Below are 13064 nucleotides of genomic sequence, written 5' to 3'. Positions count from 1 at the left end.
GCAACCCGCCGTCGTCGTTCTGTGCGTTGTGGTCCGCGACAGGAGGGGTTTAGGCCTCCACTGCCTTGTCGCCTCGGACCGGCTGCGCGTCCTCGCCGGAGACAATCTCGATCTTGCGAGGCTTTGCGCGCTCGCTGACCGGAATGGTGACACTGAGGACACCGTTCTCATACCGGGCAGAGATGGCGTCAATGTCGATGCCTTGGCCGAGGTTGAGCTGGCGGAGGAAGGATCCGCTTTCACGCTCGCGGGTAAGCCACTTGACCCCCTCGGCATTGCGCAGGGTGCGCTCCGCGCGGATGGTCAGGAGCTGGCCGTCCACGTCGATGTCGACAGAGCCCGGGTCAATGCCCGGAAGGTCAGCGTTCAAGATGTAGTGGTCACCCTCGCGATAGAGGTCCATGGGCATCAGGCGCAGGCCTTGGCGGGGATCCAGAAGTGCGCCGGCCATACGGTCCAGTTCGCGGAATGGGTCGAATTTCATAGCCATGGTGGTTCACTCCCTGTGTGGTCTAGCTGTTACGAGTTGAGTCGTGTTCGCTCAACCCAGTCATTAAATTAGCACTCGAACCTTGAGAGTGCTAACACTTTTTGTTCGCCCACAACGAACGCTCACAGACACCAAAAAGCCCGCCCCGATGGAGCGGGACGGGCTTCGAACGGTGCCTGCGCGGGGCCTCGATCCCCGGGCCTTCCGCGTGTGAAGCGGATGCTCTACCAGACTGAGCTACACAGGCAAATAGTTCCCCGTTAGTTTAGGGCATCCACAGACGGATCACGCAAATGCGGGAAGCGGTAGATATCCAGGCTGCTACTAAGTAGCCTGACTAATCCGGGCTGTTCCAGCTGAAGCCCCGCCTCTGAAAGCCAGCGAAGGAGTTGTCATGAACGATCAGGACATTTTGGCGCGTATCCAGGCGCTTGTGGAGGAAGAACACACCCTGCGGGACGCCGCTCCGGGCGAGGGCGACCAGGGCGGTGACCGCCAAAGCCGGCTGCGGCGGGTGGAGGAACAACTGGACCAATGCTGGGACCTGCTCCGTCAACGCCGCGCCAAGGAAGACGCAGGGGAAAGCCCCCAGGAGGCAGAGGCCAGGCCTATTGATCAAGTCGAGGGGTACCGCCAGTAGCTCAGCCCGTCCATGACACGGGCGGCGACGAACACGGTGTACAAAGACCGAAAGGAACCCATGGATAATCTCAAGGCTTTTGCGCTGATCTGCACTCTGACACCATCGCCGGCGGACTCGAGCAGCGACCTCATGGCGAACCGTATCCTCGGGAAGCTGGAGGAGCAGGGGGTAACGACATCGTCGGCCAGGGTAGTGGACTACAACGTGGCGCCCGGCGTCGAAACCGACATGGGCAACGGGGACCAGTGGCCGCAGCTACGGCAGCAGATCCTCGATGCGGACATTTTCCTCCTTAGCGCCCCGATCTGGGTGGGACACATGAGCAGCCTCGGTCAGCGGGTGTTCGAACGGTTGGATGCCGACATCTCCTCCACGGATGATGCGGGCAGACCGATCATGTACGACAAGGTGGCCCTGACGGCCGTCGTCGGAAATGAAGACGGCGCTCACCACGTCACCGCCGAGATGCACCAGGGGCTGAACGACATCGGGTTCACCGTCCCCGCACAGGGCGGCGTGTACTGGGTGGGCGAGGCGATGCAGACGGTGGACTTCAAGGATTTGGACGAAATGCCCGACGTGGTCGCGTCGACCATCTCAGCGATGACGGCGAACGCAGTGCACCTCGCGAAGTCGTTGAAGGTGGCGTCCTACCCCGCCCCGTAAGCCCTAGCTCAAGTGAGTTCGCAGGGAGCACCCTGGCAGAGGGTGCTCCCTGCGAACTCACGAATCCTTCAAGGGAAAAAGGTAAGCGCTTGAGCGAGCACAAGAATGATGGCGACGCGCGGCGGAGCGAACTCGGCAGCACTGCCGGGCCGGTGGAGGATGAGATCGAGAAGTCGTTCGACCGCACCGTTGACGAGGGTGCCCAGCGGTTGCATCGAACGTTCGCCGACGTCCTCATCACCGGACTGTTTGGTGGTTTCGAGATCGGAATCGGCGTCCTGGCGTACTTGGCAGTGCTCCATGAAACCGGGAACCATTTACTGGCAGGACTGGCTTTCAGTGCCGGACTCATAGCGCTGCTGCTCGCGAAGAGCGAATTGTTCACCGAGGGTTTCCTCGTTCCGATCGCTGCAGTAACAGCCAAGCAGGCCACACTCGGGCAACTGGGCAAGTTGTGGGCCGGCACGCTGGCCGCCAATCTCGTCGGCGGGTGGATTTTCATGATGCTCGTGGTGACGGCTTTCCCGCAGTGGACAGGGACCATCACAAGCTCCGCTGAACACTACGTCCACGCCGACCTGAGCTGGCAGACGATATGTCTCGCAGTGCTGGGAGGAAGCACGATCACGCTGATGACGCGGATGCAGCATGGAACCGAGGCAATGAGCGGCAAGCTCGCGGCAGCGGTCGTCGGCGGTTTTCTGCTGTCAGGTCTGCAGCTCTTCCATTCAATCCTCGACTCGCTGCTGATTTTCGGCGCCATCCAGGTGGGCGCCGAGATCAGTTACCTGGATTGGCTGGGCTGGTTCAGCTACACAGTGGTGTTCAATATCGCCGGCGGGATTCTGCTGGTGACGGCGCTGCGGCTGGTGCGCGACCGAAAGCTCGTGGAGCGCGAACGGAAAGAGGCGCCCGTGGATCCCACTACTGCCTCCAGCTAGCTCTTCCGGGCCAGCCAGCCGAGTGTCAGGCTGCCCATGGTCCTGCGGAAGCCGCTCTCGCCTCGCGTCACCTCAAGCGCTGCCCATACCATCAGGCAGGCTGTGCTCGCGGCGGCGAGTGCCTTCCGGTTTTTCTCCTCCAGCGCCATCATGGATGCCACGCCAAGCATTGCCCACCCGACGATGGGCGCGTTCGGCTTCTGCGCGATTGTCTGCTGCCCCAGGTCGTTCCGGATGAATCCCATCATGCGCCTTTCTTCGAGGTGGCTTTCGCGGTTTTCTTCGTTCCCGCCGCGCTCTTCTTCTCGCGGTTTTTCTCCACGCTGCGGCGGAGCGCTTCCATAAGATCGAGGACGTTGCCGCCCTCCTGGTCGCCCGTCTCTCCGAACGTCTCGTCGGTGTCCAGCGCCTCGCCCTTCTCGAGTTTCGCTTCGATCAGCGTGCGGAGCTGCTCCTGGTAGTCGTCCTTGAAGTTCTCGGGATCGAAGTCGGAGGAGAAGGATTCCACCAGTGCCGCGGACATTTCCTTCTCCTTGGCGGAAATACGAACCTTCTCATCGAGGGAGGGGAAGGTGGCTTCGCGGACCTCGTCCTGCCAGAGGAGCGTCTGAATCATGAGTACATCCCCGCGGACGCGCAGGGCGGCCAGCCGCGACTTCTGCCGAAGCGAGAACTGGACGATCGCGGTGCGGTCCGTCTCCTCCAGGGTCCGACGAAGCAGTACGTAGGCTTTGGTGGACTTCGAATCGGGCTCCAGGTAGTAGGCGCGGTCGAACATGATCGGGTCGATCTGGTCGCTCGGAACGAACTCGACCACCTCGATCTCCCGGCTCTTCTCTACCGGGAGCGAAGCGAGGTCTTCGCTGGTGAGAACGACGGTGCGCTCGCCGTCGTCGTACGCCTTGTCGATGTTCTTGTATTCGACGATCTCGCCGCAGATCTCGCACCGCCGCTGGTAGCGGATCCGGCCACCGTCCTTGTCATGCACCTGGTGAAGGCTGATGTCATGGTCTTCGGTGGCGCTGTAAACCTTCACGGGCACGTTGACCAGCCCAAACGCTACTGCGCCTTTCCAGATCGCTCTCATGTTCCTAGTGAACCAGTGTTGCCCGTGCCGGTCTACGATTGCTTAGGTGAACTCCGAACCGATGGTTACCAAGACGCTCGCCGATGGAGAACCCGCCCTCTGGTTCGAGATGCGCTTCAATGCGCCGGCCAGGGTGCTGTGGAAGCACCTCACTGATCCCGAGAAGCTCAAGTACTGGTTTCCATGCGAGCTGGACATCCTGCCGCGTCCCGGTGCCGTGGTCACCTTCAAGTTCCCGGGCCAGAAAGCCATGGAAGGGACAGTTCTGGAGGCAGAGAAGCCGCGGCTGCTCGCCTATACGTGGGATGAGGAAGTCCTGCGCTGGGAAATCGAGGACGACGACGGCGGCAGCCTCCTCACGCTGACCAACACCGTCCAGGAGGGCCAGGATATCGCCCGCTCGGCGGCAGGCTGGCACCTGACCCTCATGGGCCTCGACGACTTCCTGAACGAACGCCCGCTCGGACAGGATCCGGCACTGTGGGACCAGTACGTGGCCCGGTATGAGGCGGAGCTCGGCGACTGAATCGGATGTCCGCGCTGCCGACCGCACTGGCGTAATCGGCGCATCCCTACAAGACTGGGGAAATGGCTCCAGGCAGCGCGCAGCAGACGGTTACCGTCGGTGGACGCCGCCTGAAGCTGACCAGCCTGGACCGGGTGATGTATCCCGCGACGGGCACCACCAAGGCCGATGTCCTTGCCTACTACGCTGCCGTCGCTGACTGCCTCATCCCACACGCCCGTAACCGGCCGGTGACGCGCAAACGGTGGGTCAACGGCGTCGGCACCGAAGAAAAACCAGGCGAGGTGTTCTTCCAGAAGAACCTCGACAAATCCGCGCCGTCGTGGATTGAGCGCCACGGTATCGAGCACAGCGATCACACCAACGTCTACCCTTTGCTCAATGACCTCGCGACGCTGACCTGGCTGGGGCAGATCTCAGCCCTTGAGATTCACGTGCCGCAGTGGCAGTTCGGTCCCAATGGAGAGGTAAGCAACCCGGACCGAATGGTCCTCGACCTTGACCCGGGACCGGGCGCAACGCTGCTTGAATGCGCCGAAGTAGCCCGGCTGGCCCGCGAGATCCTGAACGACATGGGCCTGGACCCGAGGCCGGTAACCAGCGGATCGAAGGGGATCCACCTGTATGCCCCGCTGGACCGGAAGCAGACTTCGGACCAGGTGTCCGCCGTCGCGAAGGAATTGGCGCGCATCCTGGAGGCCGACCACCCGGACCTGGTGGTCAGCGACATGAAAAAGTCGCTGCGCGGGGGCAAGGTGCTGCTGGACTGGAGCCAGAACAACCGCAACAAGACCACCATCACGCCATATTCACTCCGCGGGAAAGCGCATCCGATGGTTGCGGCGCCGCGAACCTGGGAGGAGCTCGACGATCCGGATCTTGACCACCTCAACTATGAGCAGGTGATTGAGCGGATCACCGAGTACGGCGATTTGCTCGGGGACATGGACCGGGATGGCGCAGAAGACAACGGAGGCCCCGACAACGACGACGGCGGCCCGGACCGCCTGCACACCTACCGCTCCATGCGGGATGCCTCCAAAACACCGGAGCCCGTTCCGGACACGGTGGGCGAGCCGGGCGGCAACAGCTTCGTCATTCAGGAACACCACGCGCGGCGCCTCCACTACGACTTCCGACTGGAGCGCGACGGCGTACTGGTCTCCTGGGCCATCCCCAAGGGACCGCCCACCTCCACGGGGGAAAACCACCTCGCTGTCCAGACCGAGGACCACCCGCTCGACTACGGCTCGTTTGAGGGCACCATCCCCAGGGGCGAATACGGGGCCGGCGAGGTGTACATCTGGGACTCCGGCACGTATGAGGCGGAGAAGTGGCGGCCGGGCAAGGAGGTCATCTGTACGCTGCAGGGCCGTGAGGATGGGGGCCTCGCCAGAGGCGGCAACGCAGTGCGCAGATTCGCCCTGATTCATACCGGCGGGCCCACCGACGCGGCCGAGAAGAACTGGCTGATCCACCTGATGAAGGAACAGCCCGGCCAGCCCTCACCTCCCGCCTTCAGGCCGCGCACCACCGAAGAACTTCCCACGCTGAGACCTATGTTGGCCACAACGGGAAATCCCGGGCTGCTGCGCTCGGAAGACGGCTGGGCCTTCGAGATGAAGTGGGACGGTATCCGGGCTGTCGCGACGGTCACCCCGGAGGGAACCCGGCTCCTGAGCCGCAACGGCAACGACCTGACCAAGGCGTATCCCGAGCTTGCTGACCTCGGCAGCTACGTTAACGGTGAGCAGGCGGTGCTGGACGGGGAGATCGTCGCGATCAATAAGGCCGGCCGCCCGGATTTCGGCCTGCTGCAGGGGCGCATGAACCTCACCAAACACTCAGACATCGAAGCGGCGCGAAGGCGCACCCCGGTCCATTTCCTGCTCTTCGACCTGCTGCATCTTGACGGAAACTCCCTGCTGGACCTCGGATACTCACAACGCCGCGAGGTACTCGAGCAGGCCGTGGACGGTCCCGAGGACGGTCACATCCAGGTACCTCCCGCCCTTGATGCGACGCTCGACGAAGCGATCGAGGCCAGCAAGGAACTGGGCCTCGAAGGCATCATGGCCAAGCGGGTCAGCAGCACCTATTCGCCGGGCCGGCGGTCCGAATCGTGGGTGAAGATCAAGCACGCGCTCACCCAGGAGGTCGTCGTCGTCGGTTGGCGTCCGGGCAAGGGCAGCCGCGCACACAAGGTCGGCTCACTGTTGGTGGCGATTCCCGACGGCGTTGACTTGAAGTACATCGGGCGCGTGGGCTCCGGGCTGACCGAGCGGGAGCTCGCGGAGATCGGTTCAAGGCTGAAGAAGATGGCCCGCAAGACGGCACCGCTCGACGATGTGCCGGCCCCCGATGCGTCCGATGCCCGCTGGGTCCGGCCGGCACTCGTAGGGGAGGTCCAGTTCAGCGAACGCACGTCCGGCGGCAAGCTGCGCCATCCGGTCTGGCGGGGGTGGCGGCCGGACAAGAAGCCGTCCGACGTCGTCGTCGACATCTGACTCCGGAATCTGACTCAACAGGAACAAGGGGAGTAGGAGCCTATGCAGTTTGAACAGCTCGACGCCTGGTGGAGGGCTGCCAACTACCTGTCGGTGGGGCAGATCTATCTGAGGGACAACCCCTTGCTGCGGCGGCCGCTACGGCGCGACGACGTCAAGGAGCGGCTGCTCGGGCACTGGGGGACCACCCCCGGCCTCAACTTCGTCTACGCGCATCTCAACCGGGCGATCGTGGAACGCCGCCAGGAGATGCTTTTCATCACCGGACCCGGCCATGGCGGTCCCGCGAACGTGGCCAACGCCTGGCTGGAAGGAACGTACACGGAAACCTACAGCCATGTGGGTCGCGATGCTGCCGGCCTGAAGGAGCTCTTCAAGCAGTTCAGCTATCCGGGCGGCATACCGTCCCATGCGGCTCCGGAAACCCCCGGCTCCATCAACGAGGGCGGCGAGCTCGGCTACTCGCTTGCCCACGCGTTCGGGGCGGTCTTCGATAACCCGAACCTGGTTGCAGCCTGTGTGATCGGCGACGGCGAAGCAGAGACGGGGCCGCTGGCGGCCAGTTGGCACTCGAACAGCTTCCTCGACGCAAAGCACGACGGCGCGGTCCTGCCGATCCTGCACCTCAACGGGTACAAGATCGCCAATCCGACGGTGCTTTCCCGAATGCCCGAGGCCCAACTCGAACACCTGATGCGGGGCTACGGCTACGAGCCCCACTTCGTCACGGTCACAGATCCGCACGCCACCGAGCAGGCGCACCACGATTTCGCCACCGCCCTCGACACCTGCCTGGAACGGATTGCAGCACTGCAGGCCGAGGCCCGAATGGAACCTCGGGGGAGTGAAGGGTACGCGCCCTGGCCCATGATCGTGCTGCGCTCGCCGAAAGGTTGGACCGGCCCCGCCACGGTGGACGGCAAGCAGGTCGAGGGAACCTGGCGGGCACATCAGGTCCCGCTGTCAGGGGTTCACGACGACGACGCGCATCTCGCGCAGCTTGAGGATTGGATGCGCTCCTACCGGCCCGAGGAGCTGTTCACGGAGGACGGCAGCCTTCGGGACGAGATCGCTGCTGGTGCTCCAGCCGGAGACCTCCGCATGAGCGCAACGCCCTATGCGAACGGCGGACGGCTGCTGCGTGACCTCCGACTGCCCGCCTATGGTGATCACGCCGTCGTCGTCGAGCGACCCGGCAAGGAAAAGGTGAGCCCCATGCTTGCCGTGGGCGGGTACCTGCGGGACATCATTCGGCTGAATCCGGAGAATTTCCGGATCTTCGGTCCGGACGAGACGGCATCTAACCGCCTGCAGGACGTCTACGAGGCCACCGGCAAGGCCTGGCAGCACCGGATTGACGACGTCGATGAGCACCTCGCGCGGTCCGGCCGCGTACTGGAGGTGCTGAGTGAGCACCTGTGCCAGGGCTGGCTGGAAGGGTACCTTCTCACAGGGCGGCACGGGGTGTTCAACTGCTACGAGGCGTTCGTGCACATTGTGGATTCGATGTTCAATCAGCATGCGAAGTGGCTCAAAGTGCACCAGGACCTGCCGTGGCGGCAACCGATCGCCTCACTGAACTACATGCTGTCCAGCCATGTCTGGCAGCAGGACCACAACGGGTTCTCGCATCAGGACCCCGGATTCATCGACCATGTGGTCAACAAGAAGGCCGACGTCATTCGGGTCTACCTGCCGCCGGACGCGAACACGATGCTCGCCGTCACGGAACACTGCCTGCAGACCAGGGACCGAGTGAACGTAATCGTCACCGGCAAGCAGCCGACCATGACGTGGCTCGGACCGGAGGATGCGCGTCTCCACGCAGAACGGGGCATCGGGGTATGGGACTTCGCGGGGAGTGAGGACCCGCGGGGCGGGGAGGATCCCGACGTCGTCCTGGGTTGTGCAGGAGATGTGCCTACCGTCGAGGTGGTGGCAGCGGCGGGTCTGCTCAAGGAGGCACTGCCCACGCTGAAGGTGCGTGTGGTGAACGTGGTGGATCTGATGCGCCTACAAGACGACGCCGAGCATCCGCACGGAATGCGGGCACGGGACTTTGACACGCTCTTCACCCGCGACCGGCCGGTGATCTTCGCCTATCACGGCTACCCCTGGCTGATTCACCGGCTGACGTACCGGCGGACCAACCACGACAACATCCACGTACGCGGCTACAAGGAGGAAGGGACTACTACCACGCCGTTCGACATGGCGATGCTGAACCAGATTGACCGGTATCAGCTGGCAATGGACGTGATCGATCGAGTGCCGTCGCTGCGCTCCACACAGGCCGGTCTCCGGCAATATCTGCAGGATGAGCGGCAGCGGGCGTGGCAGTACACGCGCGACGCCGGTAAGGACATCGCTGAGGTCACCGGCTGGCTGCTGGAGGAGGCATCGCCCGACGACGCCGGTTGAGGAGCGCCTCCCGGCGGCTCACCCTGTTGGCTGCGGCACCCAATGACGACGACGACGACGCATAGGGCTTCGGTGACGAACTTCCCCGACCGGGAAATCAACTTGAACACACAGAAATCCCAAGGTCACGCGAGTACGAATAAGTGTTATGAGCACCATTCCGGTAATTCATACAGCGAACGAGTCGACGGTCCTGGCTGCTGCCAGCCGCGCTGTCGCGGATGCACTCTCGGAGCTCGAGCAGGTCTGGCGCAACCCGCGGCCGGATGCCGTGGTTGCCGCCGCCCGACGCCAGCTTGCAGCTGCCGAGAGTTGGGCTGACGCACGGCGGGAAGGCGCCTGACCGAAGGCGCACAACGCGGGGTAAGGATCGGGTAACCCCATCGTGTAGCGTCTGTGCTGGCGGTAACCGCCGTCACATCAGTCTTATCAAAATGGGGGAACACTGTGGATATTGGCCTGTTGGTCACACTGGGGGTGATTGTCGGCGTCCTTATCGTTCTGGGTCTGGTCGCTGTGATCATCGCACGGATGGCCTTGCGGATTGCGAGTCCTGCGGAAGCGCTCATCATCACCGGCAAGGGCAACCAGGAGGGCCAACGGGTTGTCTTCGGGCGCACCTTCATCAACCCGTTCAGCCAGCGGGCCTTCTCGATCTCGCTGGCGTCGCGACAGGTCACCCTGCAGATCGAGGGCATCTCCAAGAACGGCATCAAGCTGCACCTTACCGGTGTAGCCCAGATCAAGGTCGGCGGCGACGAAGAAGCCGTCCGCCGGGCTGCGCAGCGCTTCCTCAACCAGCAGGACCAGATTGACCACTACACGCAGGAAACACTCTCGGGCTCGCTGCGTTCCATCGTCGGTACCCTCACGGTCGATTCCATCATCAAGGACCGTGCTTCCTTCGCAAAGAGCGTGAAGGAAGAGGCCGAGCACTCGATGCACAACCAGGGCCTCGTGATCGACACCTTCCAGATCCAGTCCGTCAATGACGACTCGAGCTATCTGAAAAACCTTGGGCGTCCGGAGGCTGCCCTGGCCGAGAAGCTCGCAAAAATCGCTGAAGCGAATGCCGCCCAGGAAGCCGCGGAAGCCGCGGCCATCGCGGACGAGCAGGTGGCGCTCGCAGAACAGCGCCTTGCCATCCGCCGCGCCGAGCTGAAGGAAGTTGCCGACGCCCGCCAGGCGCAGGCCGACGCCGCGGGGCCCCTCGCAGCCGCGGAGCAGAGGCAAGCGATCCTGCTCAAGGAACAGCAGGTCACCTCCCGCCAGGCAGAACTCCGCGAACGTGAACTCGACATTGAGATCCGCAAGCCGGCCGACGCCGAAAAGTACCGGGTGGAGCAGGAAGCGGCCGGCAAGCTCGAGCAGCGCAAGCGCCAGTCCGAGGCCGACCAGGTGGAGGCGGAGGTCCTGTTGACCAAGCGACGCCTCACCGCAGAGGGCGACAAGGTGGCCGCCGAGGCAGAAGCCGCCGCGAGCACAGCGCGAGGCAATGCCGCCGCAGCAGTCACGCGGGCAAACGGCGCAGCCGAAGCCGAGGTGATCAAGGTTCGTGGTGAGGCCGAAGCAGACGTGGTCCGCCAAAAGGGCATCGCCGAAGCGCAGGGCATCGAGGCGCAGGCTCGCGCGTACGAGCAATTCAACGACGCTGCGGTGCTCAACAAGGTTATGGAGATGCTGCCGCTCGTGGCACGCGAGATCGCAGCACCTATGTCCGCGATAGATAACATGACAGTGATTTCCAACGACGGCGCCAGCCAGCTCAGCAGGAACGTGAGCGGCGGTCTGCACCAGACGTTCCAGTTGTTGAAAGACACCACTGGTCTCGATGCGGTTGAGATGCTCCGCAATTGGGGGAGCAACGGCACAAAGCCCTCACCTGCCGCGCCGTCCGAACCGCATTCGTAGCGGTCTCGCGGTATCCTCTGTGCAGATGGTTTTCGGTTAACGCTCCCTCACTGAATTGGTGAGGCGCTGCCGGAGCCATCAGACACTGAGGAGGGTCAATGAAGATCGTCGTTCTCATGAAAGAGGTGCCGGACACCTACGGGGAACGCAAGCTGAATCTCGAGACGGGCCTCGCCGAGCGCAGCGACAGCGAAGCTGTGCTCGACGAGATCGGCGAGCGGGCACTTGAGTCGGCGTTGTCCCTTGCCGGCTCACTCGACAGCCCGGAGATCACGGTCGTCTCCATGACCCCTGAATCGGCGACGACGACACTGCGCAAGGCGTTGGCCATGGGTGCGGACAAGCTGGTCCACATCGCCGACGAGAAACTGGTCGGTGCCGATCTTGGTCTCACAGCTGAGGTGTTGGCTGCGGCAATCCGGCGTACCGGGTTTGACCTCGTGATTGCCGGCAACCTTTCGACCGATGGGCAGGGCGGGGTAATCCCCGCCATGCTCGCCGAGTTGCTGGGGGTGCCGCACGCAAGTTCCCTGACCTCCGTCGAGGTGTCTGCCGAGCGTTTGCACGGAACACGTGAAACGGACGGCGGGATCATGGAGGTAGCGGCGGCACTGCCGGCGGTCATCTCGATCACCGAGCGGTTCCCCGCCGGACGCTTCCCCAACTTCAAGGGCATCATGGCGGCGAAGAAGAAGCCCGTTGAGAAGCTGACCGCCGCTGACCTCGAGGTTGATCCGGAGGCGCTGGACGTCCCTCGTTCCATCATGCTTGCAGTGTCAGAGCGGCCCGCACGATCCGCCGGTATGAAGATCGTCGATGAGGGAGACGCCGGCGAGAAACTTGCCGAGTTCCTGATTCAGAACCGACTGGCCTAAGGAACGAGCATGACTACCTTTCCCGAAAACTCAATTCTTGTCCTGCTTGAGACCACCCCCTCAGGCAGGCCGGCCAGGAGCGCAGCGGGACTCCTGGGCGCCGCGGCTGAGGTCGGCACGCCCGTAGCGCTTATCGTGGCAGGACCGGACGGGGCAGCGGATATCGCTGCCGCGGCCGGTGACCTCGGTGCCGCCTATGTGCTCATTGCCCAGCCTGAGTCAGTGTCCTCCCTGCTGGCTGTGCCGACTGTCGACGCCCTCGCCGCCGCCGCAGGACTGGTTCGGCCTGACGCGATCCTGATCTCCAACTCCGTTGACGGGCGGGATGCAGCCGGACGATTCGCGGCGCGCACGCGATTTGCCCTCGCCGTCGACGCCGTGGGAGTCGGGCGGGATCCAGAGGGAATCGTTGCCCACCACTCGGTGTACGGCGGCGCCTACAGCGTCGACTGCGCGCCCACGTTCGGTGCCCCCGTCATCACTCTTCGCGAAGGTGCAGTCGACTCCCGCGCCGAAGCCCGGACACCGCAGATAGAGTCACTCGATGTCCCTTCGTCCGGAATCGCTGCAGCATCCATTGAGTCGTTCGAAGCGCGCACTGTGACCTCAACCCGCCCCGAACTGCGCGGTGCCGTCAAGGTCGTGGCGGGAGGACGGGGTCTTACGTCCCAGGAGCAGTTCGCCCTCGTTGACCAGCTGGCCGATGTCCTGGGGGCGGCCGTCGGCGCCTCACGCGCCGCAGTCGATGCCGGCTGGGTGCCGAACAACTACCAGATCGGTCAGACCGGGATCTCCGTCTCGCCGCAGCTCTACGTGGCGATCGGGGTCTCCGGCGCCATCCAGCACCGTGCCGGCATGCAAACCGCCAAAACCATCGTGGCGATCAACAAGGATCCGGACGCGCCGATCTTCGAGATCGCCGACTTCGGCGTCGTCGGAGATCTATTCCAGGTGGTGCCGCAGCTGATCAATTCGCTGTCCGCCCGGAAGGAGTAGG

General features: G+C 63.6%; 13 protein-coding genes and 1 tRNA gene. 10 read left to right on the top strand and 4 right to left on the bottom strand.

What is annotated here, in order from left to right:
* Positions 1–49 precede the first annotated feature (49 nt).
* Together AC5RU3_RS09305 and AC5RU3_RS09300 are read right to left on the bottom strand one after the other, a co-directional pair.
* Positions 50–490, bottom strand: a complete 441-nt coding sequence (locus AC5RU3_RS09305; protein ID WP_309070774.1) for an Hsp20/alpha crystallin family protein — start codon at positions 488–490, stop codon at positions 50–52.
* A gap of 173 nt (positions 491–663) precedes the next feature.
* A tRNA-Val gene (locus AC5RU3_RS09300) sits at positions 664–737 on the bottom strand.
* Positions 738–884: 147 nt separating this feature from the next.
* Here AC5RU3_RS09300 and AC5RU3_RS09295 point away from each other — a divergent pair.
* From AC5RU3_RS09295 to AC5RU3_RS09285, 3 genes are all read left to right on the top strand, one after another.
* The gene (locus AC5RU3_RS09295) at positions 885–1130 is read left to right on the top strand and encodes a DUF2630 family protein (RefSeq protein ID WP_309070775.1); all 246 of its coding nucleotides are present in this window, start codon (positions 885–887) and stop codon (positions 1128–1130) included.
* 60 nt (positions 1131–1190) lie between these two features.
* The gene (locus tag AC5RU3_RS09290) at positions 1191–1799 is read left to right on the top strand and encodes a flavodoxin family protein (protein WP_309070776.1); all 609 of its coding nucleotides are present in this window, start codon (positions 1191–1193) and stop codon (positions 1797–1799) included.
* 89 nt (positions 1800–1888) lie between these two features.
* Positions 1889–2740, top strand: a complete 852-nt coding sequence (locus AC5RU3_RS09285) for a formate/nitrite transporter family protein (protein ID WP_309070777.1) — start codon at positions 1889–1891, stop codon at positions 2738–2740.
* Here the strand turns inward: AC5RU3_RS09285 and AC5RU3_RS09280 are convergent.
* Together AC5RU3_RS09280 and ku are read right to left on the bottom strand one after the other, a co-directional pair.
* Positions 2737–2988, bottom strand: coding sequence for a hypothetical protein (locus AC5RU3_RS09280; RefSeq protein ID WP_493965356.1), 252 nt, complete (start codon positions 2986–2988; stop codon positions 2737–2739). The genes AC5RU3_RS09285 and AC5RU3_RS09280 overlap by 4 nt on opposite strands.
* Positions 2985–3827, bottom strand: a complete 843-nt coding sequence (gene ku, locus AC5RU3_RS09275; protein ID WP_309070779.1) for a non-homologous end joining protein Ku — start codon at positions 3825–3827, stop codon at positions 2985–2987. Before ku ends, AC5RU3_RS09280 begins: the two co-directional genes overlap by 4 nt.
* A 46-nt stretch (positions 3828–3873) precedes the next feature.
* Between ku and AC5RU3_RS09270 the strand changes: the two genes are divergently transcribed.
* The 7 genes from AC5RU3_RS09270 (at position 3874) to AC5RU3_RS09240 (ending at position 13063) form a co-directional block, all read left to right on the top strand.
* Positions 3874–4353 (top strand): SRPBCC family protein, encoded by a 480-nt coding sequence (locus tag AC5RU3_RS09270; RefSeq protein WP_493965355.1) that lies wholly within the window; start codon positions 3874–3876, stop codon positions 4351–4353.
* A gap of 62 nt (positions 4354–4415) precedes the next feature.
* On the top strand, positions 4416–6860 hold the full coding sequence (locus AC5RU3_RS09265; protein ID WP_309070781.1) for an ATP-dependent DNA ligase: 2445 nt from the start codon (positions 4416–4418) through the stop codon (positions 6858–6860).
* Between the two features lie 42 nt (positions 6861–6902).
* Entirely contained in the window at positions 6903–9281 is a 2379-nt protein-coding gene (locus AC5RU3_RS09260; RefSeq protein ID WP_493965354.1) for a phosphoketolase family protein, read from the top strand.
* 148 nt (positions 9282–9429) lie between these two features.
* Positions 9430–9624 (top strand): hypothetical protein, encoded by a 195-nt coding sequence (locus AC5RU3_RS09255; protein WP_309070783.1) that lies wholly within the window; start codon positions 9430–9432, stop codon positions 9622–9624.
* 104 nt (positions 9625–9728) lie between these two features.
* Positions 9729–11192: a flotillin family protein gene (locus AC5RU3_RS09250; RefSeq protein ID WP_309070784.1), complete on the top strand. Its 1464-nt coding sequence runs from the start codon at positions 9729–9731 to the stop codon at positions 11190–11192.
* A gap of 98 nt (positions 11193–11290) precedes the next feature.
* Complete coding sequence (locus AC5RU3_RS09245; protein ID WP_493965353.1) at positions 11291–12067, top strand: electron transfer flavoprotein subunit beta/FixA family protein; 777 nt, start codon at positions 11291–11293, stop codon at positions 12065–12067.
* 9 nt (positions 12068–12076) lie between these two features.
* A complete protein-coding gene (locus AC5RU3_RS09240; protein ID WP_493965352.1) occupies positions 12077–13063 on the top strand; it encodes an electron transfer flavoprotein subunit alpha/FixB family protein in 987 nt (328 codons plus the stop codon).
* Position 13064: the final 1 nt, after the last annotated feature.

This window comes from Arthrobacter sp. MDB1-55 (genome assembly GCF_059092925.1).
This window is presented reverse-complemented; position numbering and strand designations above follow the sequence as displayed.

Coding starts and splice junctions, on each gene's coding strand:
- AC5RU3_RS09245 (WP_493965353.1), top strand. CDS start 11,291: ATGAAGATCGTCGTTCTCATGAAAGAGGTGCCGGACACCTACGGGGAA.
- AC5RU3_RS09290 (WP_309070776.1), top strand. CDS start 1,191: ATGGATAATCTCAAGGCTTTTGCGCTGATCTGCACTCTGACACCATCG.
- AC5RU3_RS09260 (WP_493965354.1), top strand. CDS start 6,903: ATGCAGTTTGAACAGCTCGACGCCTGGTGGAGGGCTGCCAACTACCTG.
- ku (WP_309070779.1), bottom strand. CDS start 3,827: ATGAGAGCGATCTGGAAAGGCGCAGTAGCGTTTGGGCTGGTCAACGTG.
- AC5RU3_RS09255 (WP_309070783.1), top strand. CDS start 9,430: ATGAGCACCATTCCGGTAATTCATACAGCGAACGAGTCGACGGTCCTG.
- AC5RU3_RS09295 (WP_309070775.1), top strand. CDS start 885: ATGAACGATCAGGACATTTTGGCGCGTATCCAGGCGCTTGTGGAGGAA.
- AC5RU3_RS09240 (WP_493965352.1), top strand. CDS start 12,077: ATGACTACCTTTCCCGAAAACTCAATTCTTGTCCTGCTTGAGACCACC.
- AC5RU3_RS09280 (WP_493965356.1), bottom strand. CDS start 2,988: ATGATGGGATTCATCCGGAACGACCTGGGGCAGCAGACAATCGCGCAG.
- AC5RU3_RS09265 (WP_309070781.1), top strand. CDS start 4,416: ATGGCTCCAGGCAGCGCGCAGCAGACGGTTACCGTCGGTGGACGCCGC.
- AC5RU3_RS09305 (WP_309070774.1), bottom strand. CDS start 490: ATGGCTATGAAATTCGACCCATTCCGCGAACTGGACCGTATGGCCGGC.